Origin of the sequence: Pantoea sp. ICBG 828, assembly GCF_002928355.1 — a bacterium.
Classification (GTDB): domain Bacteria; phylum Pseudomonadota; class Gammaproteobacteria; order Enterobacterales; family Enterobacteriaceae; genus Pantoea; species Pantoea dispersa.
In genome coordinates, this window is the sequence record NZ_POWN01000002.1 from 275,005 (window position 1) to 301,994 (window position 26,990).

General features: G+C 55.5%; 17 protein-coding genes and 2 pseudogenes. 5 read left to right on the top strand and 14 right to left on the bottom strand.

Going from position 1 to position 26,990, the window contains the following annotated elements; translation table 11 throughout:
* Nucleotides 1-8: 8 nt before the first annotated feature.
* Nucleotides 9-1,502: a PLP-dependent aminotransferase family protein gene (locus tag C1Y43_RS05700; RefSeq protein WP_199189139.1), complete on the bottom strand. Its 1,494-nt coding sequence runs from the start codon at nucleotides 1,500-1,502 to the stop codon at nucleotides 9-11.
* Nucleotides 1,503-1,611: 109 nt separating this feature from the next.
* On the opposite strand from C1Y43_RS05700, the gene gabT reads away from it, so the two are divergent.
* The gene (gabT, locus tag C1Y43_RS05705) at nucleotides 1,612-2,865 is read left to right on the top strand and encodes a 4-aminobutyrate--2-oxoglutarate transaminase (protein WP_104187369.1); all 1,254 of its coding nucleotides are present in this window, start codon (nucleotides 1,612-1,614) and stop codon (nucleotides 2,863-2,865) included.
* A gap of 104 nt (nucleotides 2,866-2,969) precedes the next feature.
* Complete coding sequence (gene gabP, locus C1Y43_RS05710; RefSeq protein ID WP_104187370.1) at nucleotides 2,970-4,367, top strand: GABA permease; 1,398 nt, start codon at nucleotides 2,970-2,972, stop codon at nucleotides 4,365-4,367.
* 31 nt (nucleotides 4,368-4,398) lie between these two features.
* Here gabP and C1Y43_RS05715 read toward each other — a convergent pair whose 3' ends face one another.
* Complete coding sequence (locus tag C1Y43_RS05715) at nucleotides 4,399-4,719, bottom strand: hypothetical protein (protein ID WP_021312978.1); 321 nt, start codon at nucleotides 4,717-4,719, stop codon at nucleotides 4,399-4,401.
* 172 nt (nucleotides 4,720-4,891) lie between these two features.
* Between C1Y43_RS05715 and C1Y43_RS05720 the strand changes: the two genes are divergently transcribed.
* A complete protein-coding gene (locus C1Y43_RS05720) occupies nucleotides 4,892-6,184 on the top strand; it encodes a glycoside hydrolase family 10 protein (RefSeq protein ID WP_104187372.1) in 1,293 nt (430 codons plus the stop codon).
* A gap of 40 nt (nucleotides 6,185-6,224) precedes the next feature.
* Here the strand turns inward: C1Y43_RS05720 and C1Y43_RS05725 are convergent, their stop codons facing one another.
* The 3 genes from C1Y43_RS05725 to C1Y43_RS05735 form a co-directional block, all read right to left on the bottom strand.
* Nucleotides 6,225-8,084 carry a hypothetical protein gene (locus tag C1Y43_RS05725; RefSeq protein WP_104187374.1) on the bottom strand — a complete coding sequence of 620 codons (1,860 nt, stop codon included), beginning with the start codon at nucleotides 8,082-8,084 and terminating at the stop codon, nucleotides 6,225-6,227.
* Nucleotides 8,085-8,425: 341 nt separating this feature from the next.
* Complete coding sequence (locus C1Y43_RS05730) at nucleotides 8,426-10,408, bottom strand: autotransporter outer membrane beta-barrel domain-containing protein (protein WP_104187376.1); 1,983 nt, start codon at nucleotides 10,406-10,408, stop codon at nucleotides 8,426-8,428.
* Between the two features lie 187 nt (nucleotides 10,409-10,595).
* Nucleotides 10,596-10,811, bottom strand: a complete 216-nt coding sequence (locus C1Y43_RS05735; protein WP_104187378.1) for a hypothetical protein — start codon at nucleotides 10,809-10,811, stop codon at nucleotides 10,596-10,598.
* 301 nt (nucleotides 10,812-11,112) lie between these two features.
* Here C1Y43_RS05735 and C1Y43_RS23910 point away from each other — a divergent pair, with 301 nt between their 5' ends.
* Nucleotides 11,113-11,250 (top strand): hypothetical protein, encoded by a 138-nt coding sequence (locus C1Y43_RS23910; RefSeq protein WP_164861077.1) that lies wholly within the window; start codon nucleotides 11,113-11,115, stop codon nucleotides 11,248-11,250.
* 45 nt (nucleotides 11,251-11,295) lie between these two features.
* Here the strand turns inward: C1Y43_RS23910 and C1Y43_RS05745 are convergent, their stop codons facing one another.
* From C1Y43_RS05745 to C1Y43_RS24300, 7 genes and pseudogenes are all read right to left on the bottom strand, one after another.
* Entirely contained in the window at nucleotides 11,296-11,523 is a 228-nt protein-coding gene (locus C1Y43_RS05745; RefSeq protein WP_104187380.1) for an Imm31 family immunity protein, read from the bottom strand.
* Nucleotides 11,524-11,538: 15 nt separating this feature from the next.
* Nucleotides 11,539-12,015 carry a polymorphic toxin type 17 domain-containing protein gene (locus tag C1Y43_RS05750; protein WP_199189140.1) on the bottom strand — a complete coding sequence of 159 codons (477 nt, stop codon included), beginning with the start codon at nucleotides 12,013-12,015 and terminating at the stop codon, nucleotides 11,539-11,541.
* Between the two features lie 222 nt (nucleotides 12,016-12,237).
* A complete protein-coding gene (locus tag C1Y43_RS05755; RefSeq protein WP_233209800.1) occupies nucleotides 12,238-12,573 on the bottom strand; it encodes a VENN motif pre-toxin domain-containing protein in 336 nt (111 codons plus the stop codon).
* A gap of 517 nt (nucleotides 12,574-13,090) precedes the next feature.
* A pseudogene (locus C1Y43_RS24290) lies at nucleotides 13,091-13,261 on the bottom strand (colicin immunity domain-containing protein); the annotation flags it as partial.
* Nucleotides 13,262-13,364: 103 nt separating this feature from the next.
* Entirely contained in the window at nucleotides 13,365-13,577 is a 213-nt protein-coding gene (locus C1Y43_RS24295; protein ID WP_104187384.1) for a colicin D domain-containing protein, read from the bottom strand.
* 142 nt (nucleotides 13,578-13,719) lie between these two features.
* Nucleotides 13,720-14,052 carry a hypothetical protein gene (locus C1Y43_RS05775; RefSeq protein ID WP_058775901.1) on the bottom strand — a complete coding sequence of 111 codons (333 nt, stop codon included), beginning with the start codon at nucleotides 14,050-14,052 and terminating at the stop codon, nucleotides 13,720-13,722.
* Nucleotides 14,052-15,155: pseudogene (locus C1Y43_RS24300) on the bottom strand (DNA/RNA non-specific endonuclease); the annotation flags it as partial. The pseudogene C1Y43_RS24300 and the gene C1Y43_RS05775, both read right to left, overlap by 1 nt.
* Before the next feature lie 372 nt (nucleotides 15,156-15,527).
* On the opposite strand from C1Y43_RS24300, the gene C1Y43_RS05790 reads away from it, so the two are divergent.
* Nucleotides 15,528-15,731, top strand: a complete 204-nt coding sequence (locus tag C1Y43_RS05790; protein WP_104187388.1) for a SymE family type I addiction module toxin — start codon at nucleotides 15,528-15,530, stop codon at nucleotides 15,729-15,731.
* Nucleotides 15,732-15,788: 57 nt separating this feature from the next.
* On the opposite strand, the gene C1Y43_RS05795 is transcribed toward C1Y43_RS05790, so the two are convergent.
* The gene (locus tag C1Y43_RS05795) at nucleotides 15,789-16,205 is read right to left on the bottom strand and encodes an Imm63 family immunity protein (RefSeq protein WP_104187390.1); all 417 of its coding nucleotides are present in this window, start codon (nucleotides 16,203-16,205) and stop codon (nucleotides 15,789-15,791) included.
* Nucleotide 16,206: 1 nt separating this feature from the next.
* Nucleotides 16,207-26,982: a hemagglutinin repeat-containing protein gene (locus C1Y43_RS05800; RefSeq protein ID WP_158252659.1), complete on the bottom strand. Its 10,776-nt coding sequence runs from the start codon at nucleotides 26,980-26,982 to the stop codon at nucleotides 16,207-16,209.
* Nucleotides 26,983-26,990: the final 8 nt, after the last annotated feature.

A 26,990-nucleotide genomic window follows, 5' to 3' on the forward strand; every position in this document is an offset into this window, starting at 1 on the left:
CGCCGGGGCTATCCCCGCCCGGCGATGCCCGCTTCCACCAGGCAGGCTTTGAGCACACCAAACGCATCCTGACACTGGCGCTCATCCACGCAGGCGTAACCGAGCAGCAGACCGCGTCGCTCCTGCGGATGCATATAGTATTGCGACAGCGGCCGCACCTTCACGCCGCGTCGCAGCGCCAGCGCTGCAATCGCCACATCATCGCAGCCCGGAGGCAGATTCAGCACCAGATGCAGCCCGGCTTCATGATTGACCACCGGCATAAAAGCCGCGCCCAGGTAGCGCTCAATCAGCGTCATCATAAAGCGCCGGCGCTGACTGTAGAGTTTGCGCATGCGGCGGATATGCGTCATGTAGTGGCCTTTCTGGATGAATTCCGCCAGCGCACGCTGCACCAGCAGATGCCCGCCGCGATAGAGTTCGGCCGCCGCCACGCGCAGCGGCTGCGCCAGCGCTTTTGGCACCACCAGATAGCCGAGACGCAGCGCAGGATAGAGCGTTTTACTGAAGGTGCCCATATATATCACCGGCGCATCCGGTTCAAAGCCCTGCAGCGAGGGGAACGGCTGGCCGGCGAAACGAAATTCGCTGTCATAGTCATCTTCCACCAGCCAGCTTTTGTGTTTGCGCGCCAGGTCGAGCAGCTGTCTGCGCCGCTCCAGACTGAGATGCACCCCCAGCGGATACTGGTGTGACGGTGTCACAAAAATTATCTTCGGCGCTTTGCTGCGCGGTGCCAGCTCCGGAATAATGCCCTGTTCATCCACCGCTTTGGCCTGAATTTTTAGCCCGTTAATGCGTAACAGGTTGCGCGTGCCCCAGTAGCCTGGCTCCTCGATCCACACCGGATCGCCCGCGTCGCACAGCACGCGCGTCACCAGATCCACCGCCTGATGAATGCCTTCAGTAATGATGATTTGATCGGCGTCGGCACGCACCGAGCGCGCCACGCTGAGATACTCAGCCAGCGCCTGGCGCAGCTGCGGACATCCGCCGTTACTGCTGTAAATCAGCCGCTCGATGTCGGGTTCGCGATTCAGGCGCGACTGAATCTGGCTAAACAACTTATGCGGAAACTCACGCACATCCGGCGCGCCGGGCACAAAGGCACCCCACTGATAAGGCGAGGCATTGGCGTGACCGAGCAGCGTGGCGCCGCGTTTTGAAATCACCGCCGGTTTACTCATCAGGGGTTCACTGAGCGGCAGCGCCGGCGCGCTGTTGAGGCACCCTTCCGGCAGGTTTTCTGCAATCCAGGTGCCGCTGCCGGTGCGCGCGCTGACATATCCCTGCGCGACCAGATTTTCATAGACGTTGAGCACCGTATTACGCGACACCGCCAGCTCGCGCGCTAAGTCACGCGTCGCCGGCAGGCGTGAGCCGCGCGGGAAAATGCCCTCTACAATCGCCGCCTGCATGCAGTGCAGCAGGCGCTGCTGCAGCGTGCCTTCCGCGACAAACTGTAGTCGTTCCAATACATGATCGGCGTACAAACTCCGCAATTGGCTCCATCCTTCTCAGTGAAATTGGCTCTGGCAACCGCGCTCAGTGCAGGCATAAATAAGCGTGTTTGTCGTGATTTGTAAAGACGCTTATCGCTAAGGAAAGGTTATGGAAGGTAAAAACAGCCAGTTGCAACAACGCAAAGATGACGCGCTGCCGCGCGGCACCGGTAATCTTTGTCAGTGGTATGTCGATCAGGCCGAAAACGCCACCCTGCGTGACGTTGAGGGCAATAGCTGGATTGATTTCGCCGGCGGCATCGCGGTGCTTAACACCGGCCACCGTCATCCGCGTATCGTGCAGGCCATTGCCGATCAGTTAGCAAAATTCACCCATACCGCATTCCAGGTCACGCCGTATGAGAGCTATGTGGCGCTGGCGGAACGCATCAACCAGCGGGTGCCAATTGCCGGTAAAGCCAAAACCGCCTTTTTCACCACCGGCGCTGAAGCGGTAGAGAATGCGGTTAAAGTGGCGCGCGCCGCCACCCGTCGTCACGGCATCATCACCTTCGGTAACGCCTTTCACGGCCGTACTTTCATGACCATGGCGATGACCGGCAAAGTGGCCCCTTACAAGCGCGATTTTGGCCCGATGCCGGCCTCGGTGTTTCACGCCCGCTACCCTAACGCGGTGACCGGCATCAGCGTTGAGGACGCTATCGCCAGCCTGCACGACCTGTTCAGCCACGACATCGCGCCGCAGGATGTGGCCGCCATCGTACTGGAACCGGTGCAGGGCGAAGGCGGTTTCCACATCGCGCCGGCAGAGTTTCTTACGCAGCTGCGCGCGCTGGCCGATGAGCACGGCATTCTGCTGATTGCCGATGAGGTACAGAGTGGATTTGGCCGCACCGGCAAGCTGTTTGCCATGGAACATTACAGCGTGCAGCCCGATCTCATCACCATGGCGAAAAGCCTGGCGGGCGGCATGCCGCTGTCGGCGGTGAGCGGTCGTGCTGACATCATGGATGCGCCCGGTCCGGGCGGGCTGGGCGGTACCTACGCCGGCAATCCGCTGTCGATTGCCGCCGCGCATGCGGTGCTGGATGTCATCGACGAAGAACAGCTGTGCCAGCGCGCAAGCGAACTGGGCGCGACGCTGAGCGAACTGCTGCACCGCGCGCGCCGCGCTAACGCGTCGATTACCGACGTGCGTGCGCTGGGCTCAATGGTAGCCGTGGAGTTTGCCAGTGCGCAGCAGGCGCAGGCGCTGCAGCAACAGGCGATGGCACGCGGTCTGCTGCTGCTGACCTGTGGCCCGCAGGGTAACGTGATCCGCTTCCTCTATCCGCTCACCATTCCGGATGCCCAGTTCCGTCAGGCGCTGGATATTCTCGACAGCCTGCTCAGCCAGCCTTAGCGTTCCACCCATTGTCCGATCGCTTGCCTGCCGCGCGCAGGCAAGTTTCACCTGCATAACAGGCGGGGTCTGCCCTGCCATAGAGACGATCTGGAGAGATATTGATGACTGCTCAGAATGCCGATGTACTGGCACAAAGCCTGAAACCCCGCCATGTGCGCATGCTGTCGATTGCCGGAGTGATTGGCGCCGGGCTGTTCGTCGGTTCCGGCCATGCGATTGCCGAAGCCGGACCGGCGGTGCTGCTGGCCTATATCGCCGCCGGCGCGCTGGTGGTGCTGATTATGCGCATGCTGGCGGAGATGGCGGTCGCCTCACCGGACTCCGGTTCCTTCTCCACTTACGCCGACAAGTCTCTTGGCCGCTGGGCCGGCTTTACCATCGGCTGGCTTTACTGGTGGTTCTGGGTACTGGTGATCCCGCTGGAGGCCAACGCCGCCGGCACCATTCTGCACGGCTGGTTCCCGCAGGTGGCGGTGTGGGAATACACGCTGGCGATCACCAGCTTCCTGACCATCAGCAACCTGTTCAGCGTGAAAAACTACGGTGAGTTTGAGTTCTGGTTCGCGCTGCTGAAAGTGGTAGCTATCGTCGCCTTTCTTGGTGCCGGCAGCCTGGCGCTGTTTGGCCTGCTGCCCGGCAGCAGCACGCAGGGTATTTCACATCTGTACGACACACACGGCTTCATGCCTAACGGTATCAGTGCCGTGCTCGCCGCCATTCTTACCACCATGTTCTCTTTCATGGGCACGGAAATCGTCACCATTGCCGCCGCCGAATCCAATGAGCCGCGCAAGCAAATTACCCACGCCACCAACTCGGTGATCTGGCGTATTGCGCTGTTTTATCTGCTGTCGATCTTTCTGGTGGTGGCGCTGGTGCCGTGGAATACGCCGTCGCTGATGAAAGCCGGGTCTTACCAGACGGCGATGGAGATGATGAACGTGCCGTATGCCCGGCAGATTGTCGATGTGGTGGTGCTGATCGCGGTATGCAGCTGTCTCAATTCTGCGCTTTATACCGCGTCGCGCATGCTCTATTCCCTGTCGCGTCGTCAGGATGCGCCAGCGGCGGCCTCGCGCACCACGCGCAGCGGCACGCCGTGGGTCGCAGTGCTGATGTCTACCGCCGCAGCATTTCTGGCGGTGATCGCCAACTATCTGGCGCCAAGTGCGGTGTTTGAGTTCCTGCTGGCCAGCTCCGGCGCCATTGCGCTGCTGGTTTATCTGGTCATTGCCGCTTCGCATCTGGTGCTGCGGAAAAAGCGCGAGGCGCGCGGCGAGCAGCTCAGCTATCGCATGTGGCTGTTCCCGGGTCTGACATGGGCCACCATGGTGTTCATAGTCGGCGTACTGACGTCAATGCTGTTCAATGCACAGCATCGTTCCGAAATTATCGCCACCGGGCTGTTAACGCTGCTGGTGCTGGTCGCCAGCCAGATATTGCACCGCAAGCGCGCGGCGCGTAAAAACAGCGAGGAGATGGTAGCGCTGCGTTCGTAACGCTCGCCTTAACGGGCACGGAAGCCCGCCGTTACTGCACATCAATACTGATCGACTCTTCCGCCACGTTAATCGTCACGGTGCAGTGCGTCCACACCGGCTGCCCTTCAGTCATCTCATGTTCGATAAAGTATTGCTGAAAGTCTTTCAGCGCGGCACTGAGATCGCCAATCGCGCGCGCGTCCGGCTCGAACCAGTCCGGTTCGCCGTTTTCATCAAGGTAGTTAAACTGAAACTGCCCGCCCTCCTCATCGGCAAACAGCTCCGCCTGCACCACCAGCACCTGCGCGCCGTCGGGGCCACAGCTGAAAATGATCTGGCCAATGCGGCGATAAAGGTCTTCGTATTGCATAGTGAGAACTCCTGTAAGATGCGGGACGCGCGACAGCGCCGCGGCGGCATTCATCTTAGCCAATGTATTGACATTATGTCTGAGGATCAGAGAATGAACGCCTGCGAATAACGGACTACAAGAAACGGAGTTTATCATAGCCTGTTCAGCGCGTTACCTCTCTGTTACCCACATTAAACGCGTCGCCCGTCTGCTGTCTGCCGTGCTGTTGCTGGCCAGCTGTGCCTCGGAGCCGCCTAAATCGCTGGTCACCCCGTTTCCGTCGCCGACCAAACCTCCTGTTCCGGCTAAACCCGCAGCGCAGGCTGAACCAGTGCGCGGCGTCTGGCTCACCACGGTGTCGCGCCTCGACTGGCCGCCGATATCCTCCGTCACAGCCAGCCCGGCAATGCGTATCCGCCAGCAGCAGCAGGCACTGACGGCCAAACTGGATAAGCTGCACAGCCTGGGGATCAACACGGTGTTTTTCCAGGTGAAGCCCGATGGCACAGCCCTGTGGCGTTCGCGTATCCTGCCATGGTCCGATACCCTGACCGGCAACATCGGGCAGGATCCGGGTTACGATCCGCTGCAATTTATCCTCGACGAGGCGCACAAACGCGGTATGAAGGTGCATGCGTGGTTTAATCCTTATCGCGTGTCGACCAATACCAAACCTGCCACCGTGACGGCGTTAAACAACACGCTCCAGCTGCAGCCGGCCAGCGTGTTTGTGCTGCATCGCGACTGGATCCGCACCGCCAGCGGCCGCTTCGTGCTCGATCCGGGCATTCCGGCGGCACGCGACTGGATCACCAGCATCGTGGCGGAAGTGGTGTCAAACTACGCCATTGATGGCGTTCAGTTTGATGACTATTTCTATACGGAAACCACGACATCGCCGCTCAATGACAGCGCCACCTTTCGCCAGTACGGCGCGGGCTTTGCCAGCAAAGCCGACTGGCGGCGGCACAATACCCAGCTGCTGATCGAGCAGGTTTCCCGCACGATTAAACAGCTCAAGCCTGCCGTTGAGTTCGGCGTCAGCCCGGCGGGTGTATGGCGTAATCTGTCGCACGATGCCGCCGGCTCCGATACGCGCGGCGCGGCGGCTTATGATGAAGCCTATGCCGACACGCGCCGCTGGGTGCAGCTTGGCCTGCTGGATTACATCGCGCCGCAGCTCTACTGGCCGTTTGCCCGCCAGGCTGCGCGCTATGACGTCCTGGCGCGCTGGTGGGCCAATGTGGTACAGCCAACCCACACCCGGCTGTACATTGGCGTGGCGCTGTATAAGGTGGGTGAAGCCTCGAAAAGTGAGCCGGACTGGACAGTTCAGGGCGGCGTTCCCGAGCTGAAAAAACAGCTCGATCTGAATGAATCACTGCCGCACATCGACGGCACCATTCTGTTTCGCGAAGATTATCTTAATCAGCCGCAGACGCAGCAGGCAGTCGATTATTTACGTCAGCGCTGGGGAAAATGATTTATTCAGGCCAGCAGAGGAATACTGCTGGCCTGAAGCGTTAGCGCGGGTTATCCGGATCGAGTAATTCAATACTGCGCGGCACGCCGTTCACGCGGACTTTCAGAAAACGGCGGGTGATCCACTTCCCCACGGCATCCTGCTCCTGCCGTTCAAAAAACGGCCCACGCAGCAGCAGTTCCTTATTATTGTTGTAACCAAAGCCGACATCTTTATTGCCCACCCAGTGCTGCTCAAAGGCGACGACCGGCTGGTTATCCAGTGCCGTGGCTTCTTCCGCACTGCAGGCGGTAAAACTTTTGCGGAAAATAAAACACTGACCGGACTGATAGCGATCGCGCCCGTTGGTTTCCACCAGCGCAATTGAGAAGCCGGTATAGGCCGGAATTTTAACGTACAGTTTGGTGTGTGCGCCTTTGCCCTCAATATGCACCTTAATTACGGGTGAGGAGCCTTCGCTGTGCCAGCTGCCAATGGTGTTATCGTCGTTGCGCGCCTGCAGATAAATATGCGCCACGCCCTCCGGTGTCCGGTAGCTGTAATCGGTTTGCGTTTCCGACTGGGAAACATACTGCGCGCTGCCGAGAATGCGAACGTGAATTTGTGAGGTAGCGTCGGAAAAATTAAATTCGCCGACGTAAAACCATTTCGCGTCTTTGCCACGGTTATCCATGTGATGCTGCGAGGTGGTGAAGTCATAACTCAGCGATCCCTGAATGATCGCGCCAAGATCGGAAATCTCCATCACGCCACGATCGCCTTCCGCCAGCAGCGTCCATGGCTCAATACCCTCTTTGCTGAAGTCAAAGCCCGCGCTATCGCGGTGCACGCTTTTCTGAATAATCATCGCGCGGCAGTAGCCCATTTTCATGGGATTTTGCGTCGATTCAATCACCAGCCCTTCAATGGTCCACTGACCATTGGTGAGATCGCCGGCAAATTCGGAGTGCTCGATCCAGCCATTGCGAATAAACGATTGCGTACAGCGCGGCAGATCGAACACCGGCTGTCTGGTGCTGCGCTGCAAATTAAAGTTGGAGAGTTCAATCGCGGTCGAGTGATCCCAGGCGCCTTTTTCCTGATCGGACCAGCGCGCATAGACAATACTGCCCTGACAGCCACGTGAATAAAACTGATCGATTTTACAGTCCAGCGTATCAATCAGTTCCAGCGCCCGCCCGCCGAGATAGCGAAACTCCATGCTGCTGACGCGCAGAAACTGGCCACCGATAATACTGTTGGTAAAGAAGCCGACATTATTAAACGCCGTGCCGCCGTCTTCGCCGCTATCAGAACTCATGCCTTTCACCACAAAGCCGGAAATTTCCACATAGCGTGCGCGTACGCTGAAGAAATGAGTTTTGCGCGGTTTCGGTCCCCAGTTAAATTTCAGCGTGGTGGTGGGGAAATAACCTAAGTTGACCGGCGCGCCGGAAATTTTAAAGCGGTTAATCTCTCTGTCGCTGCCCAGCACTTCCGCTAAATCAAAGCCGGACAGGCTGAACTCACCGGCGGTAAAGCGAATGCCCGCGGAGGGTAATACACGCTGCGACCATTTAAACATGCGGATCACCGCATCAATACAATCGGTGGTGCCATCGGCTATCGCGCCAAAATCCACCACCGTGACCGCGCTGTAATCAAGGACTACTCTTTTCCAGCGCTTTTTACCGGACGTCACGAAATTCAGCCCGCCGTCATCGGGCGTGCTGTTGTCGGTGGCATCGTAGACAAACACGCCGCCGCCCATCCGACTGCCACGGCTGTATTCCAGCACCGACGCAATTTCGCCAATCGAAACAGGTTCCTGTTTACGTAAATCGTCAATGGTATGTAATTGAATCACCGTCCCGGTGGCAGATGGTGTGGTAGTGCTGGTGGTGCCAGATGTATTCGCCATGGTGTTCCCCATAAATTATTAACGTAATACGACAGAGCATCAGCAGTATAAGTGATTGAAAATTAATATATTGACCTGTGCCAGGTTATACGGGAGCTTTTCAGCGGCGTGATGTGGCGAGAGAGAATAACGATATGATTCCGGAAGGAAAGCGAAGCGACAAAAATACGTTTTACAGATTTATCGCAGAATAATTGTGGTAATCGCCGGTACGAACGTTCTGATTAATTTGACTTACGAAGAAGAATGGCTTGAATTATCGAAATATTTCCCGCGATCATCAGTTTAATTTTTTACGCGAGATAACGCGCCAGTAAAAATTTTCGACTGGCGCGTCGCCGTCAAAATGTCGCGTTCAGGCCAATATTCCAGCTCAGCTGATGATAGGCGCTGTTGCCACCGACCGCAGAAACCCCGGCAAAGGCGTTTACCGTTTCACCCAGCGGCACGCTGGCCCCCAGCGACATATCCAGCCAGTTTTTATCACCGGCGCTGACGCTGCGTACAAAGCCGGTCTGCGTTGACTTCAGCCCGGCGCGCACCGCGTTCTGCGTATCGCCGAACTGGTGGTTATAACTGAGCTGCGCCCACGGATTCACCGGCCACTGTTTGCTGTCGATACGCCAGCCAAGCGCGCCGATTTGCGAATGCAGGGTTTGATCGGAAAAGCGCATAGCGGTACTGCTGTCGCCGTTTTCGCTGTAGCCCCCTGCCCGCACATAATCCAGTGCGTAGCTGGCAACCGGACCGGTAGAAAGGTGTTCGCCTATCGGCAGATCCCAGCCGGTTTGCACCCGTAGCCCGAGCATTTTTCCGCTGCTACTGCCCTGTTCGGTGCGCGTTGCCGGGCCGATATTGATGCGACGTTCGATGCTGTCAAAATCGAGATCGGCATAGTGCACATCCGCATTGATCCAGCCCTGCTCCAGCAGCGTCAGCTGGCTATACAGCGCCAGCAAATTGCCGCGCAGCTTGTAATCATAGTGCGCCGAAGGATGCTGGTGCTGCGCGGTGCTGGACAACAGCAGACCCGCCTGCCAGTTATCCGTGAACTGATAGCCCAATCCCAGCGTCAGGCTGCCGGTATTGGCGTCACCGTTGAGCAGGCTATCGCCGCGATAATCAATATGCTGACCGGCATAGCCGCCGAACACGCTGACCTGACCGGCGCTGGCCGGCTGCTGACGCTGCTGCTGTAAATGGCCGTCGAGGGTGTTCTGCATATCCCGCGACAGCATCAGCGGTGCCCGTGCCAGCGCCGCCACCTGCGCGGGTGCGTCAAGGATCGATTGAATGTAGTCGGCGATCATGGCATGTACCGCCGGGCTGGGATGCAGCCGGTCGGCAAACAGATAGGCCTGCGCGTTGCTGAAACCGGGCGTTGACGAGGTGCATTCGGCGGCAGAGGTGCCAACCGGACAGGCCATCCCCAGCGTGTTGCTCAGGCCATAGCGTTGCGGATCGGCAATTACCTCGTTGAACAGGCCGGCGATGTCGGCACGCACAATGTTGCCATTCAGCGCCACCAGCCCGGCCTCTTCCTGCTGGTTATAGCCATCGGAGAGGGCCGTCACCTGCTCGCTGAGCACCTGCCAGGCCGAAAACAGCTGCTGCGCCAGCGCGGCACGCAGCGCCGGGATGGTCGATATCTGTGCGGCGGCCTGATCGAATGCGTCGCGCACCGCCTGCTGGCGCGCAGCCACGTCGGGCGTGGCATGGCTGTCCAGCGAGGCAAACGCCGCGACCATCGCCGACTGCGCCGCCGGGCCCAGCACACTCAGCACCGCCTGCACCATGAAAGGCGTGGAGCCAAGCTGCGGCACGTTTGGCACAATCACCGCCCCCGCACCGGCATCCAGCAGGGTTTTGATTTGCGACACCGCCGCGCTGGCGCTGTTGCTGATGGTCTCGCGCGCGGTAAGCGGATTGGTCACCGCCGCCGCGATATCGTTAGCGCCTACCCAGTGAATATACAGTCCGTTGCTATCTGCGCGTCCGCCGGTGGATTGCAGATAAGCAGCCAGCTGGTCTTGCGTATTGAGGCTGGCATCCAGCGCGGGCACGGTAACGCCGCCGCCCTGCGCATAGTTGCTGCCACCGCGCGACGACGGCTGCAGCGTTTGTCCGAGCTGTGCAGCAAGAATCTCGTCATACAGCGGATGCTGGGCGCCATCATAAGTAAAACGCCTGACATTACCGCCATCGCTCAGGCTATCGCCGAATACCGTCAGGTTATCCCACGCCAGAGCGTTGAACGGCACATACAGGCAACTCAATGTGGCAAACGCGACCGCCGATCGCGTCAGGTTGCGACTTTTCATCATTCACTCCGAATCAGGTCAGAAATCATGTCTGACCGCTTAAGGTGCCAGCGCGGCAGGATGCCTTGGCGCAGGGTGAAAACCGCTTAAACAGCGGAAAGGACAGTGATAACAAGGATGCTTAAGGTGTAGTCAGGCAGGCGCGCCTTTACCAGGCAGAGAGCGGAAATTTGCGGGGTGGATCGGCACGTCAGGGATTGCGGGCTGATAATCGCAGCGTGAGGAACGGTGCTTTGAGTGACGAAGCGGCGGCGTTGACTGAAGACGAAATCATTTCGATTGCCGCAGCCAGATAATTCAGCGCCGACAGGGCTGTTGAAAAGCTGTCAATAGCACCCGAACCAGGAACAGAATTTACCTCGAACAACGGGTTTTTCTGCCGCGTCTGAGTAAGCTGGTTATACATCTTTGCTGAGCACGCATCTAAATATCCGCATTCGCCTGGAGCACAAACCTTCATCCTTCATCACTCTATAAGGTCACTGGTTGATCGGATTGGGATTTGCTACCGGACAGAAGGTCGAGGTGATGACTACGCCGGGGCGGATGATTATCCGTTGGCGGCTGAGTGCTGATGCAGGAACAGCGCCTTACAGTCAGATGCGGTGAGGATTTTAGGTCTGACAGGGCTGGAAGTGCAGGTGCTGAACGGCGCGCTGATACTGACAGCGAAAGAGTAAGCACCGCAGCCTCCTGCTGAGCCGGAGGTGGTGGCGCAACTGCGCAAAGCCTGCAAAAAGCTGTCGTCGCGTAAGCAGGAGCAGATAGCGCCGTTTATCCCCGCCGTCAGCACACCGCAGAAGCGGCCATGGCGCAACGGTAAGGTCGAATGGCGGGCGGTGTGAAAGGGTAAAAAAAGATCCCGGCCAATAACCGGGATCTGTGTTGGATCAGTAAAAGTCTTCTTGAGTGAGTTGTTTACCTGTCGGAACCACTTCATCTTTATCAAAAGATAAAAGATATTCTTCGTCGTAAAGTTTTATTGAGTATCCGTACAGTACTCCGTCTTCTTCACTTATTCCCATGACTCCGCCTTTCTTACCGACATACTTTTTATTTTTATCTTTGCAACCAGAAGTTATTTCTATCTCCTGATAAAAACCGATTTTACTTTCCATAAATACGCGCCTTACTTATTTATGTGTGATTTTTCCGTCAAGGGACACATTCAAGTGCGATCCATCTCTTGTCGCCCAGCCAGGCTGAGCTTTCCCTTTGGGTGATAATTGAACATCCCATTCGAAGGCTTGCCCTGCGGTGCGGGAGGGGCCTTTCACCCATTCATTACCAAACTTATCGAGATAACCGTTATTTGGTCCTCCTGGTAACGGATTACTGGAAGAGTAATTGCCATCAGGAACAAACCTTATTTTCCCTTGAGTCGGAAGCTCTACGTATTTTATACGTCCCTTTGTGGACCAGGACTGCGCACCTCCCGCTGTACCGCCGGGGTTAAACGGTGGTTCATCAACATAACTAAGGTTCTTGTCTGTCTTAGCTGTCGGTGACTTGCTGACGGTCAAGGGCTGTTTTATCTCAATACCCTTCATGCCCGCCAGCGCAACAGCAATCGCCTGTGCCTGCATGGCTGAATCATATTGTTCAGCCACTCTGTCCCAGCTTTGCCCGGACTGCTTTGCTATCGCCGTTATCGCCTGATCACGGCTGATGCCTCCCGCATCCAGCCTCTTCAGGACGCTTTCAAGATTTGCAGCGTCCTGCGGGTACAGGTCTTTGTAAATCAGCGAGTAAGTAACCCTGTCGCCGTATTTATCCAGCGCCGTCTGAGCCTGCCTGACCCGCGTCCCACAGGCCGCTCTGCCTCTATTGTTCTATGTACATACATCGTGAATAGCCTGGTCACGGGTTTTATCGGTCTGATTGATACCGGACAGCTTCTGCCGCTCGTCAGGCGTGTTAGTGCCAGCCTTCTCCTTACGCTCCAGGATGGCTTTTCTTTCGGCTTCCTGCACGCTTAGCCAGTTATTCTCAACCGCATTCTTCCCTGCCTGAGCGCCGGCCAGCGCACTGGCGCTAAAGCCGCCGGTCACGCCGCCTGCCAGACCTGCAGCCAGCGTAATCAGTGCACTGATGATCTGCTTATCCGACTCCTGCAGGTCGCTGATCTGTTTACCAGGATACATCGAATGCATGATCAACTGACCCATCAGCTCTCCGCTGACCGCACCGGTCGCGCCTGCTGCCGCGCTGGTTCCTGCCGCCCGTGATCTTATCACACGAACCATTGCACTGGTGTCACGGCCAGAAAGGCAGATCGATGCGATCCGACAGATGCCAATGACGAAGCAATAGTTTATTTCTGAGATTATGGATAACGTGATGGGTAAACGGAGCAGCTAACAGGCGCGGAACTGAGGAGCTCGAACCCCCAGCCTGCTGACCACAAGTAATTAACGAAGAGTTGATTATGGCTGGCACGCATCATAAGCCAGAGGCCGACACGCCCACAACTAAATCAAGACGTTATACCGTGGGATTTATCCGCGATCACCTGCAGCACAGGCTTTGACCGTCCAGCCCCCTCCGCGTTCACTGGATGGCTGAGCTGGGATTTGCGACCAGGCAGAAGATCGAGGGGATCACTGAATCGGGACAGATGATTATCCGGCTGGCAGCAGCTGAGTGATAATGTAAAAATCCCGGCTCAATGGCCAGGATTTCCTTTTAGTTATCTGTATAAGCGGCTATTAGCTTATTTATTTCACACCAAAGTTGACCTTCATTAAATTCACATTCTTGACGAACATTATCTGGGTTATACATATCAGCAATACAAAATACGCTGGAGAGTAACTCACTTAAATTATCATCATCCTGTGCAAGTAATTCATTATCACGTTCTGTTTTCTACTTAATCATATAAGTGTCCACAAAGCAGCCAGCGGTTATGTCCTTGGATATAAAACTGTCAATGTAGCTCTTAAGTGATTGACTCATCTTAAATCTCGTTATCCATAACGTTATCATACTTTTTCGTTTGAGGATCAAGCTTCCATCCACTGACAAAATTACCTGTTTTATCAACCACAACTACATTATTTTTTTGCGGGTTAAAAAATACTTTCAATTCTGGAACTAACAAGTATTTGCCATGTTCATAAGTACTTGTGTTATCTAAATGTGGCGTGGTCTCCGTTAACAGGCCGAAGATGAAGCAGTGACTTAAGGCGTTCCCTGGCGCGCTGAACTACACCGGCGATCTGCCGGTGATCAAGCGCGGGAACGGGCATTATGGGTAGATTTGACGGCTAAAAATAGGAAGATCCCGGCTTGAGAGCCGGGATCATTGATTGCTAATCGTCGTAGCGGAAGTCTATATTTAGTTTCATTTTTTCAACATCCAGAGTCACTTTACATCCATGCCACGCAGGGCGGCCATTGGTCAGATTGTTTTCAATATAGTAGTTGCGAAGCTCTACTAGATAATGAAGGATATCTGTATTCGCCCTTCCACCTGCCGTTAACCATTGAGTTTTATCATCATCATCAAGATAATCATATTCATACTCACAATGATCATTTTCCGGTGACAATTCTGCACGCATAATGATCTTCTTAGCTTTGTCGGGAGCGATACTATATAAAACAGTACCGATATCTTTATAAATCTCTTGATCATTTCTCATTATTTCCCTCCCGGTGCATTTATAAAGGTTTTTTCTATTGGGCGACCACCATTGATAGAGTAGATAACGTTAAAGCTTTCAGGGCGACCACCAGTTCCAGAATAAACGGGATCTATTTTAACATTCACCTGCTTACCCTCTTTCAGGGCAGAAGCCCACGTATTTTCCATTTGTTTCCAGGCACCCTTATTCAGATTACCACTCATTGGAACAATATTAAGCTTCTCACCCATACCACCAAAAATGCTGGCTATCAGGTGACCACCTTCATCCCCTGCAACCCCACATTTACCAGCTTTGCACTGTTGGTATGTATTACGGTCTTTTGTCAATAATGACAGATCTGCTTCAACAGACGCTACCCGGCCATTATTATCGGTCACATACGTTTTATTAGCATCAACTTTATACGTTTTATTTGGCAGGGGATTATTCAGTTATTTACTCCAGTTTCCCTTACTACCTGATACAGCAACGATTTCATCGCTGGCCTTATTGATCAGCTTCGAGGCTTCAGCAAGTTCCCCTTTGTTCAGCGCTGTCTCAGCCGCTTTAATGGCCTTGCCCGCCACATCCCCTGCGCCCGGTATCAACCCTAACGCTGCGGCAAGATAATCCAGCGCACTCTGCGCTTCCGCAAAGCTCTTGATATCACCCACCACCGGCACAAAATCTGCACCGGCGGCAAGAGTTTCTTTCAGCGATTCACGCCGCTCGTCGTACATTTTCACCGAGCAGGCTTCCGCGCTTAATCCGGCACAGTTCTCCTTCTTATAGCGCTCGTTTTCCGCCTCAACATACTCACCGGCCTTCTGCTCAAGCGTTTTACCTTCAGACTGCGCCTGCGCTATATCACCCAGCGAGTTATTCTCAACCGCATTCTTCCCTGCCTGAGCGCCGGCCAGCGCACTGGCGCTACTGCCGCCGGTCACGCCGCCTGCCAGACCTGCAGCCAGTGTACTCAGTGCACTGATGATCTGCTTATCCGACTCCTGCAGGTCACTGACCTGTTTACCCGGATACATCGAATGCATGATCAACTGACCCATCAGCTCTCCGCTGACCGCACCGGTCGCACCTGCTGCCGCGCTGTTGCCTGCTGCCCGCGATCGTATCACACGAACCATTGAACGGATGCCAGGGCTGGAAAGGCAGATCGATGCGATCCGGCAACTGCAAATGACGAAGCAGTAATTTGTGGCTGAGATGCTGGACGATGGGATTGTTTAAACAGAGTAGATATCAGACGCGGAGCTCAGGAGCGCCAACACCCCAACCCGCTAACCATAACCAACTATACGAGGTAGTTAATCATGGCTGAGCACGATACTAAGCCACAAGTGAGCATTTCCAGGGCGTTACGGCAGCGATTAGTAAAACGGAGTAATTAACAGACGCGGAACTGAGGTGTTGGAGCACCCCAGCCCGCTGACCATGAGCAACTAAGAAGTAGTTGATCATGGCTGACACGCATCATGAGTCATAGACCCGCACGCCCACAACCGCTGCCTGCGGATTACAGGTTCGGCTACCGGCCTAACCGGGGCCAGCCGAACCCGCTGCCGCAGCTCACCATTAAAGGCCGCTGGCTGGAGCAGCTGGGCTTCACGTCCGGGCAGAAGATCGAGGTGATCACCTGGCCGGGGCAACTGCTCATCCGGCTGGCGAATGAAGGGTAATTAACTGATCTGTGGATTAAAATCCCGGCACTAAGGCCGGGATTTATTGAGTTAAGATTATAAGTAGAGGCTATCATCGTAAGGACTGGCAGCAAGAATTTCTTCAAAATGTTTTCGAGATTTTATTCCCCATTCGATGTTGATTTTGTTCATAAGCTCAATAATCTTTGGAAAATAAATACGCCGACTATCTTTACCAGGAACCCGATTATTTAATTCGTACTCGACTGCTACATCATGTATAAAATCATACATAATCCAATAAAGTAACTCATCTGTTGAATCTGTAACCTTTCTAGAGAACTCATATCCTCTCTCGGAACAGATATAATTATACTTTCCATTTTCAAATGAAATATAAGGCGTTCCATCATCAATAGGTGCTGAGCAAAGGTTAACAGAGTGAACCGGAAAACCTAATATCAAAACCAGCGTATCTATTTTTTTTTGAAGATCATTAATACTCAACAGCATTTCAATTAACCTTCTCAAGATATTTGTTGTCTAACAACCATTGTACATTTACTCGTTCCTGCATATTAGGCAGAATCTGAATACCTCCGCCAGGTTCACCAAAAGCAGGGGCTATTTTCCCTTGCATAACAGGCAACGGTTTTATGACAACGTATTCATGGTACTTATCCGCTAAGGAGCCAGGTGCTAAAGCGCGCTGTTCCTGGGGCGTACCTTGTGGTGCCAAGAAAGAACCATTTGTCTTGCCATACCTATCCAAATGAGTGCCTACAGGAAGCGTTGTTTTAACTGGTTCTTCGGCAAAACCTAATTTTGCAGGCCAGTTCCAGTCTCCGCTTTCATTACGGTATTTATCGTACTGTGACCACCCTGAAGCTTCCTCATCAGCAGCATTTCTATTTGGCTCTGCCGTTCTTCCGGCTGAAGGTTGAGATAGTTTTTTTGCTGAACTCTCTTTTGTCGGTTCCTTAATTACACTCTTCAGCCCGTAAGCACCCGCCAGAGCGGCAGCCAGTTCCTGAGTCTGCATTGCTATATCATAACGGCCTGCTGCTGTTTCCCAGCTCACACCGGACGCCTGTGCTATTGCTGTTATGGCTTGGTCGCGGCTGATACTGCCTGCATCCAGTCCCTGCAAAACACTTTCCAGGTTTTTCACATCCTGTGGATATAAATCCCTGTACAACAATGAGTAGGTCGCATTTTCACCATATTTATTAAATGCTTCCTGAGCCGGGCCAATCAGCGCACCACAGGCTGAACCACCTTTATTACCATCCGTACAGACCGCTTTTATCGCTTCATCACGCGCTTTATCTGTCTGATTAATCGTCGCCAGCTCTTTCGCTTCAGCCGGTGTCAGTTCCTGTTTCAGATAGTCGCGCTTCGTCTCCAGCTGTTTCTTTCTGTCGGCTTCCTGCACGCTCAGCCAGTTATTCTCAACCGCATTCTTCCCTGCCTGAGCGCCGGCCAGCGCACTGGCGCTACTGCCACCGGTCACGCCGCCGGCCAGACCTGCAGCCAGGGTACTCAGTGCACTGATGATCTGCTTATCCGACTCCTGCAGGTCGCTGACCTGTTTACCCGGATACATCGAATGCATGATCAACTGACCCATCAGCTCTCCGCTGACCGCACCGGTCGCGCCTGCTGCCGCGCTGTTGCCTGCCGCCCACGATGTTACCGCACCTACCACTGCATGAGCCATCGCTTTTGCGGCCTGATTGTCAGCGGTATATTTGTGTATCTGCTCGGCCAGATACGGTGCCGCTGCGCCGCTGGCTGCCTGCGCCAGATTGCCACCCGCCAAACCCTGAATCGCCGCAGTCGCCGCCTGAATCCCTTTCTGGATATCGCTGCCGGTGCCCCAGAGTGCCATGGCCTTCTTATAATCACTGCTGTTTTCCAGCGCTTCCTGATACGCTTTCTTTTTAGCCGCAGGCGCGTCGGCATCCGGCTGGTTTATGTTGTTTTTTGCCAGTTCCTTCTTACCTGCTTCCGTCGCCTCAATCTGCCCCTGCGTCCGGGCGATATCCGCAACCTGGCTGCCTATTTCACCGATCAGCTGAGCCGTCTGCAGGCGTTTCTGCTCCTTCTCTTTGTCGAAAATCGGGCTGATGCTGTCATTAGCGTGCTCGGTGTCGCGGCTAAGTGCAGCAACATCCTGCTGCTGATTTGCCTGGTCGCGCACCACTATCGTTCCCTGGGCAATGGCTGACTGCGTGGTTCCCTCTGCGTGGCCACTGCTGCCTGCGCCCGCCAGCATACTGGTGGCCATGTTCCCTTTGAACTGGCCGCTGAAGTTGCCTGTCGAACTGAGGCCAATCCCCTGGTGCTGGGTTTTATAATCTGCCTGATTATGCAGGTCCGTGAAGCCCAGCGTACCGGTATCAAGATGGTTTTTATCCGCGTCAGCCTGGCTGGCTATCACCGCACCATTGAGCTGGGTGTGACTGCCAACGGTAATATCAAACCCGCCCTGACCGGCATAAATGCCGCTTTGCTCCAGCACACTGTCGTAATTGCTGTGCATTTTATCCTGGCTGGCGTTGATATAACCGGAACCGGTCATTGAGCCAAAAGTGAAACTGCCGCCGGCACCAAAACTGATCTGCTTCGAATCATAGTTATCGCTATCCTGCAGACTGGTAATAGACAGGTTGCGACCAATGTCAGCAGTCACGCTGTTACCGTTAACCAGCGCGCCAGTCAAAGTGGTGTCACGACCGCTACGGATGTCGACAGCACCGCCGCTGTCGAGGGTGGTTTCGCTCCAGGCGATGCCATTCCCCTTTTCATGGCCTTTCGCCCCGTTAACGCTGGCGAAAATACTCAGTCCTGCGCTGCCACTGCCCACGCCGAAACTTAGCCCGATACCGCCACCGCTGCTGCTGTTTTTACCGCTGGTTTGTTGCGTGCTTGCTACGCCCGTCAGGTTGATGTCGTTCGCTGCGTGCAGTGACGTATCACCACCAGCCTTGAGCTGGCTACCGGCAATCAGCAAATCACCGCTGTTGGCATTAGTGCCTTTACCGGTGGCATCAATACTGAGGTTTTTCCCGGCATTCAGCGTAGAACCGCTGACGGCGTCGGACTCCTGATGCTGCTGAGATTTTGATTTTTGAGTGGTCAGCGAAATACTGATGCCAACACCATTGTTAGGATCGCCATTGGCCTGCGCAAGCTGGCTTGCCTGGTTCGCCTGAACACCGGAAAGCACCGCTTTGGTTGCCTGTAATGCGGCCAGACGGCCATCGCTCTCTTTTTTGGCGGACTGTGCGGCAGAGACAGCACTGTTCACCGCCTCGGCTACTGCGCCTGAAAGCGCCAGCGTCAGTCCACTGGTGCGCTGCTCAAAACGTTCGTCGCGCGTACGTACATCGTGGCCGGGCGTGATTGCTACGCTGTCACCTTTCAGGGCCATGTTGCCGCCGGCAATCAAATCCGCCCCCTGCACCTGCAACTGCTGGCCTGCGGTGATTGAAACGTTCCCGCCGGTGCTGCCAACGGTACTGACACTCTGGCTTTGCGTCGTGCCTTTTTCCTTAAGATCGTGGAGTGATTTACTGCTGCCGATGCTGATACCCAGCCCACCGGTTCCCATCAGGCCGCTTTTTTTCGTCTCGGAGAAGCGCCAGCTCGACTCCGTGTTGGTAGCAGCAGAGATCCCGACATTGTTACCGGCGCTGAGCGCCACGTTATCATCACCCGCGACCTGCGATCCTTTTACCAGCAGATCGTGACCCGCGCTCACGGAGATATTGTTGCCACTGAGCAACGTGCCTTTTTCGTGCGTAGCGCTGTCTTCCTGAATGGTGTGGGTGGTCTTCTTGCTGAACAGACCTTTTTTGGTTTTCGTCTCTTCGCGATAGTTATAATCGCTTTCGGTGGCCGTAGTGAGGTTAATATCATGCCCGGCGCGCGCGGCGATATCCTGTTTTGCCGTAATCTCACTGGCTGCGCTGTTGATGTCATTCCCTGCGGCCAGCACGATATTACCGCCACTGCTGATTTCGCTGCCGGTTTGACGAACCTGCTCGTTGATCGTCACTTTTTTGCCGCCCCGGCTCTCGCTGTATACGCGACTCTGCTGGGCATTCAGGTTCAGATCGCGCCCTGCGCTCAGGGAGGCGTTTAAATCGGCCATCAGCTGCGCTGCCTGCGAGTTAATATCGCGACCGGCGCTCAACGCTAAATTTCCGCTGCTCTGGATGGTACTGCGCGTAGCGTTAATGCTGTCGTTTTTGCTATTGCCCTGCGTCTGATGGCTACTGTTATCCAGCGTATTCAGATTGATATCATTTGCAGCGGCCAGCGTCGTATCGCCTTTTGACTCCAGCGTGCTGCCGCTCAGATTCAGGTCGTGACCGGCACGCGCGGTGAGATCGCCACCCGCGCTTACGCTACCGTCCTGGCTGCTGGTCACCACCGCGCTGCCATTTTTATTAAGACGATCGGTATGCAGTGCATTGGCGGCGATATTGATATCGCCCCGCGCACCCAGCTGTAAATCACCGCCGGCAGCCAGCGTCGCGCCCGTGTTATTGATGTTGCCACCCGCGCTGAGGCTGGCATTTTTGCTGGCTGAGATACTGGCCACATCCCCTAACTGGGTATCACTGAAGCTTAACGCGGGCGCATTTTTGATGCCTTTAAGCGCCAGGCTGCTCCACTGCTGAGCCTGCGTAACGTTATTGATGTTTCCCGCCGCCGATGCGAGCGAAACGGTTTCGGCCGAAATCGATGCACCGATATTATTAATATCGCCAATCGCGTTCAGTTGCAGATCGCTGCCCGAAGCCAGTAAACCAGCATGCAGGTTATTCAGCGTGCTATTGCTGCTGGCTGACAGCAGCGTTTCGGCTTTGATAGTACTACCGTCGTTATTGATCTCCCCGGCATCCAGTTTCACCGCCTGACCAGCAATCACACTACCTGCCGCGATCTCACTGTCGCCTGGCGCCAGATAGAGTTTCGGAGCCAGCACGGTTTGACCATTAACCGTGGTTTTTTCCCACCACACAATACTCGTGGTCAGGGCCGCCACTTGTTCCGGCGAAAGGCTAACCCCCAGTTGCAGGCCCAGGCCCGCCTGTTGCCGGGCCGCGCTGTCCATCAGGTATTGCATCTGCTGCAGATCGGAGCCGGTACCACCCACATAGCGATGCCCGGTCTGGCTCAATATGGCGTTACTTACGTAGCGGGTATCGAACGCGGCATCACCGAGGAATTTATAATCCTTATCGGGTGTAAGCTGCAGACGATTCAGCAGATAGGCAGAACCGAGGAATTTATCTTTGTCGGTATAGATTGCCGCCGTTTCGACTCGTGGGCTGCTGCTCAGCGCCGGCTGCGTTACCGCCTGATCCGATTGTTGAACTGCTCCGGAAGTCGGGTTCCTGAGAAACGCATTGAGGCCATCAAACAGGCTGCCGTCGGTTTTACCGACCTCTGCCAGCTGTGGGTTAGTGGTAATCAGGTAGGGACTGGCAGGATCTTTACTGGCGACAAACAGGCCGTTGTTACCGGCAGGCAGTGGATAATCAGTTAACGCCGCGCCCTGATTACCTATCTGTTGTAGTGCGCCTGTCAGCGCATCCTTCCACTGCGGAGACCCGACGGCGATAGTTTGCCCGGCGGCAAGCTGCTGGTTCTGCACGCCACCCAAGGATTGCAGTGGCGCAGTTCCTGCAATACCCGGTTTGCTAATGGCATGCACCATGCTGCCAGCGTTAGCCACGGTATCCGTATTGCTCAGGTTATTCGTAAAACGGGCGCTGACGTTGCCGCCAGCCTGAATCACGGCACGCAGACCTTCTCCCGTCTGGCTGGTTTCATAAACGGGTGCGCCCTGCAGGGTATAAACCACCTCGGAGCCCAGGCCACTCTCGTATTTCACACCATGTGAATTCCCGTTACGTAAATCAGCAATGATCGAAGGTGCAGTATCTTCTTCGCCGTAAAGGTTAGTATCAATCCGTCCCGTATTAGGATTGCCATATTTGTAGACCAGATACTGGCTTTGAATACTGTTTTCCCAGGACTGATTATTCAGATTGTTGCCGGTGAGCACGATATCCTGACCGGCGAGTAAATTACTGGCTTGATTGTCGAGGGCATCGGCTGTCACTACCAGATTCCGGTTAGCAGCGATTCGACCTGCACCGCCAGTCGCGCTGGCCGTGACGGTGGTAGAACTTACGAGAAACTTGCGAACCGCCGTACTAAGTTTCGGTGCCAGCGTGGTGTAAGGCCGGTATTCGGTGTGGCCGTTTCCTTTACCATTACTTCCCCCCGTCTGATAACCATGCATGCCGTGATAAACGCCGATCTCATCGTCATCAAGCTGACCAAGCTTCACTTTCATGGTGGCTTGTCCCAATCCGGCGGGGGCATTCGTAGCGGACGCTGAAGTTACAGAGGTATTCATCCCCTCACGCTGATTCAGCAGATGCCCGGTACGGATGGTGATATCTCCGAGCGAGGTTTCAATATTGCCTGAGGTATTGATCACTTCATCGCTGGCGTTACCCGCCGCATCGCGCTGCAGCCACAGGCTATTATTCGCCAGGATATCGCCACGATTATTTTGAATACTGCTGGCCAGCAGTTGCATATTATTCCCGGCATACAGCAGCGCACGGTTTTCTATCCGGCTGCCTGCTGTCATCAGCAAATTCCCTGCTGTCCCGACGAAGCCATAATTCACTAACTGGCCGCGACTGGTGAGACGCATATCTCCGCCGGCCTGGACGCTTCCGCTATCATTAAGCGTCATGTTGCTGGCATCGACGTTCAACGCGCCGCTGCCGCTGCGTAGCTGACCATTATTGATGAAATTATTGCTGCTGAGTTGCAGGCTGTTGCCCTGCAGCGTCCCCAGAACGGTAAGATCGCCTTGCGTACTGAGATTCAGCGCTTTACCCGCTGCCAGCGTGCCGCTCTGCGTGAACCCCGATCCCAGTTGCAGGGTCATGTTGCCCAGCGCCAGCAGGCTGCCAGCCGCATTCAGCATCGGCGTATTGAGGGTCAGATCGCCTGCGCTATAGAGTTTGCCGGTTGCCTGGTTATCAGCATTCTGTAAGGTCAGGGCCAGCGCACGGCTGGCGAATACGCTACCGCTGTTGTGCAACACACCGCCGCGCACCTGTAAATTATCGCCCTGCAGCTGTCCCTGATTGGTCATCTGGCTGGCATTCACCTGGCTATCACCCAGACCGGTAAACGTCCCGCTGTTCACCAGGTTGTTACCACTGTAAGCCAGCCCCTGCGCCTGCACCAGGCCGCTATTCAGTACCGTCGGTGCCGACAGCGTCAATGGACCACCGGTAAGCAATCTGCCCGTGTTATTCAGGCTGTCACTTAGCGTTATTGTCGTAATGCCATCGCCCTGAATCTGTCCCTGGTTCAGTAAAGATTGCGCGTTGAGTTGCAGAGCACCCTGGCTGCGCAGAACCCCGCCCTGATTCGCAATCGCCTGTTCAACGTTGCCATTCAGGTTCTGCTGGGCATACAGCTGACCACGGTTAGTCAGGTTGCCGCTGTTTATCACCAGATTTTTGGCTTCGATATCACCGGCACTATCAATCGAGCCCGCTTTCAGGGTGCTGGTTCCCGCGCTCAGCAAAGCAGCGCCTTTTAGCTGCTGCAACTGTCCGCTGAGGTTAGCCGTCAGCTCGTCTGTTGCTGTAGCACTTCCCTGATTAAGCAGCGAATTGCCCTGCAGCTGCAGATTTTTTGCCGACCATTTGCCTTCATTGTTCAGGCTCGCCGCCTGAATGGCCGCCAGGCCACTGGAAACGATATTACCCTGCGCCAGCGTGTGCAGATTGCCGGTCGCCGTAAGGCTGGTGCGCGCTGCGGACTGGATGCTGCCATTGACATCAATCTGGCTGGCGCGGGCATCAATGCTGTTCGCCTGCCAGCTGCCCTGCTGGTTGATACGTTGCGCATTCACGTTCAACGCGCCCTGAGTCAGTAACCGGCCCGACTGGGCATCGGTCAGATCCTGCTGTAATTGCAACACCAGGGATTTTAAACCGATCAGATTGCCGCTGTTGCTTACACTGTCCGCCTGAATCGCCAGCGTATCGCCCTGCATCTGACCCTGATTACGCAACTGCGCGCCTGTCAGCGAAAGTTGTTCACCACTCAACAGCTTGCCACTGTTATTAAGCTCGCGGCTTTGCAGCGTAGCGGCGCTGTCCGACAACAGGCTACCTGCGTTGTCCAGCGTCTGCTGCAACGCAACATCAAGCCCTTTGCTGCCAAGGGCGATACCGCTGTTATTCAGCGTATTGCCGTGCAGTTGCAACGAGCTGCCCTGCAAACGTCCGGCATTTTGTGTGCTGTCAGCGTCCACTTTCAGCGCACCGCCTGACAGAATTTGCCCGGATTGCAGGATATTAAGCGCATTACTCCGCAGCGTGACCGATTGATTGCCCTGCATCAGCCCACTGTTAGTCAGTTGTTCGGTATCAAGTTCGAGGGTTTGTCCACTGAGGTTACCTGCGTTACTCAGCGCGGAAGTGTTCAGCGTCAACGCATCTGAGGCCAGCAGTGAGCCCGCAGGCGCGTTATCGAGCGTGTTTTTCACGCTGATATCCAGCGTTCGCGCAGAGGTTTGCCCCTGGTTGCGCCACGCATCACTGCGGATCGCCATCGCGCCCAGCGCGTTAAGAGTGCCCTGCTGCTGTAATGAGTCAGCGGTCAGATCCAGGCGATTATTGGCGCTCAGCGTGCCCGCATTATTGATAATGCCCGCGGCAATCGTCAGATCCTGCGCGCCGGTCTGCGCCCGGTTGTTGAGCGTACCCGCCTGCAAAGTCAGCTGCCCGGGTGTAAACCACTGGCCAGCCAGATCGGCCTGGTCGGCAACGTTGAGCGCGATGGCGCTTTTGGCCTGCGTGCGCGCATTGTCACCACTGCTTAACTGTTGCGAATTCAGTGTCAGCGCCTGGTCGGCGGAAAGCGTGCCGTTCAGCTCAATATTTTGCCCATTGAGCTGAATATTTTGCGCACTGGTCTGTAACGAACCTGCGCGGGTCGTCAGTTTTTCAGTCTGGAAATCGAGGTTGTGCTTCGCGCTCAGCGTTCCACCGAGGTAAGCCTGGCTGGAGTGCACCCGCAGAGCGCCGTCTGTCAGGGTGTTACTGTCATCGCCAGCGGTAAACTGATCTACATTCAGCGTTAAGTCGCCCTGCGCGCCCAGCAGACCGTTGTTATCCAGATGGCCGACATCCAGCCGCTGCCCGGCGCCAGATTGTGCCGTACCGTTATTTGTTAATACGCGGCCAGAAAGCGTTTGCTGGCCGAGCGATTGCAGCAGACCCGCGTTGGTCAGATGATCAAAACTAAAGTGCGTATTACCATTCGCCGCCAGCGTACCGCTATTGACGAAGTCAGTTGCACTGAAAGCCAGCTCGCGTCCGGCAATCAGCGTGCCAGCCCACTGGCTTTGATCATTAACCTGTAATGCAATGTCATTACCGGCGGATAGCTTGCCCTCACTGAGTGCGTTGAGGCGGTCTGCACGTAAAGTGACATTGCCACCCGCACGGCTTTGTCCATCCAGCTGCTGCTGTGCGCTGGTCAGGCTAAGGTCCTGCTGAGCCGTGAGCATTCCGGTTTTGCTCAGGTGCAAGGCACCGCCGCTCAGCTGAACATTATCTCCGTCCAGCTGACCACCGATCGTAGCCTGCTGGCTGGCCGTCAGTGAGACGTCACCGTCACCGTGCAGTCTGCCTGTGCTGCCAAGCGTGAGGGTATCGCCGTTCAACATCAGGCTACCCCCGCTGGCAATCTCGCCTTGCAGTATTTGCTGACGGGCGCTGAGATTGATGTTGCGCTGGCTGCTAAGCCGGGCGTCTGCTGCGGTTTGCAATGAGGTGCTGCTTAGCGTCAGGCCGTTTTTACCGCTTACAGAACCGTTCAGGGTGAAATCGCCACCCGCTAAATCCAGCTTGTCACCGGCGAGTAACGTCCCCGTTGCGCCATTCAGCGCCTGCTGCGTGGCACTGATATGCAGCGCACGCGAAGACCCGATCAATCCCTGATTGTCCAGCGATGCGGTGTTGAGCGTTTGCCCGCCTGCCGACTGTAAGCGTCCCTGGTTGCGTAAGGTATTTGCCGTAATAGTCTGGTTTTTCTGCGCCTGAATCAGGCCGTTATTCATCAGCGTCTGCGCCGTCACACTGATGTCACCGTTAGCTGCAACGGTGCTGTTTTGATCTGCCGTGAGGTCGCTTGCCGCCAGGCGCAGATTGCCGCCGCTGGTCAGTTTATTGTTACGGAGCTGCACATTGCCCTGGCTGTTCAGCGTTACGTCACCGGTCGCCTGTTGCGTCCCCTGCAGCTGCATATCGCGGGCATTCGCGAGCAGCTTGCCGCTGGTGCTGGCATTCCCCAGCGTCAGGGTGCCATTCGCGTTTAATGTGATATCACCCTGATTGGCTAGCAGGTTGCCGATGTTGACCCCGACGCCTTTGTCGCTCGACACCAGATGAATCCGGTTAGCGTACATGCCGCCAAGCGCACCGGTATCGACCGCCACTGACGGCACTGGCCCTTCTCCGGCGATTGGCGTAACCGAGCCGTCCTGCGCAACGCGGTTGGCACCCGCCGTGATAGCGAGATCGCTGGCATGAATATCCGCATTAATTTTAGTGGCGCGCGCAATGAGCGATACCGCATCAGCGCGGCTGCCATCCAGCCCTTTGCCCTCAACCGTCACGTCGCCTTTGGTGACTTCCAGCGCGGCGAGATTGCCGCTGGCATCCAGCTGCGGTTTTCCGGTGGTGAGCGTCACGTTGGGCGTATTAATGAAGCCACAGCCTTTACAGGTAATGCCGTAAGGGTTGGCCACGATCACATTCGCGGCTTTACCCGCGACTTCGGTATAGCCCTGCAACTGCGAACGATTAGCTCCCACCACTTCATTGATGATCGCCCGGGCTTCGTGCCCGGCCTGCAGGTTAGGGTTATTCTGGATCAGTCCGCCCAGTTGGGTCTGAGTAAGTTGCCCGCTGGCATTATTGAGAATCAGCCCCTGCTGCCCGACGTTGTACTGCTGGTACTGGTTATGGGAAACACCTGCCTGATTCGGCGTGGCGATATTGACCACCGGCACGCCGTTACCCGCGGCATCCATGCGCGTGCCCGGCGTAACCGGGGTAATTTCCGCGGCCACAACCGGCAGCAGTGGCTGTACCGCCACCAGATAACAAATGAAGTAGCTCAGCGCGCGACGAAACAGGGAAACCGGTTGACGATCATCCATAATCATTG

Coding starts and splice junctions, on each gene's coding strand:
- C1Y43_RS05775 (WP_058775901.1), bottom strand. CDS start 14,052: ATGAGAAATGATCAAGAGATTTATAAAGATATCGGTACTGTTTTATAT.
- C1Y43_RS05800 (WP_158252659.1), bottom strand. CDS start 26,982: ATGGATGATCGTCAACCGGTTTCCCTGTTTCGTCGCGCGCTGAGCTAC.
- gabT (WP_104187369.1), top strand. CDS start 1,612: ATGGAAGGTAAAAACAGCCAGTTGCAACAACGCAAAGATGACGCGCTG.
- C1Y43_RS05795 (WP_104187390.1), bottom strand. CDS start 16,205: ATGCTGTTGAGTATTAATGATCTTCAAAAAAAAATAGATACGCTGGTT.
- C1Y43_RS05730 (WP_104187376.1), bottom strand. CDS start 10,408: ATGATGAAAAGTCGCAACCTGACGCGATCGGCGGTCGCGTTTGCCACA.
- C1Y43_RS05790 (WP_104187388.1), top strand. CDS start 15,528: ATGAGTCATAGACCCGCACGCCCACAACCGCTGCCTGCGGATTACAGG.
- C1Y43_RS05755 (WP_233209800.1), bottom strand. CDS start 12,573: ATGGGTCAGTTGATCATGCATTCGATGTATCCTGGTAAACAGATCAGC.
- C1Y43_RS05715 (WP_021312978.1), bottom strand. CDS start 4,719: ATGCAATACGAAGACCTTTATCGCCGCATTGGCCAGATCATTTTCAGC.
- gabP (WP_104187370.1), top strand. CDS start 2,970: ATGACTGCTCAGAATGCCGATGTACTGGCACAAAGCCTGAAACCCCGC.
- C1Y43_RS05745 (WP_104187380.1), bottom strand. CDS start 11,523: ATGGAAAGTAAAATCGGTTTTTATCAGGAGATAGAAATAACTTCTGGT.
- C1Y43_RS05725 (WP_104187374.1), bottom strand. CDS start 8,084: ATGGCGAATACATCTGGCACCACCAGCACTACCACACCATCTGCCACC.
- C1Y43_RS05735 (WP_104187378.1), bottom strand. CDS start 10,811: ATGTATAACCAGCTTACTCAGACGCGGCAGAAAAACCCGTTGTTCGAG.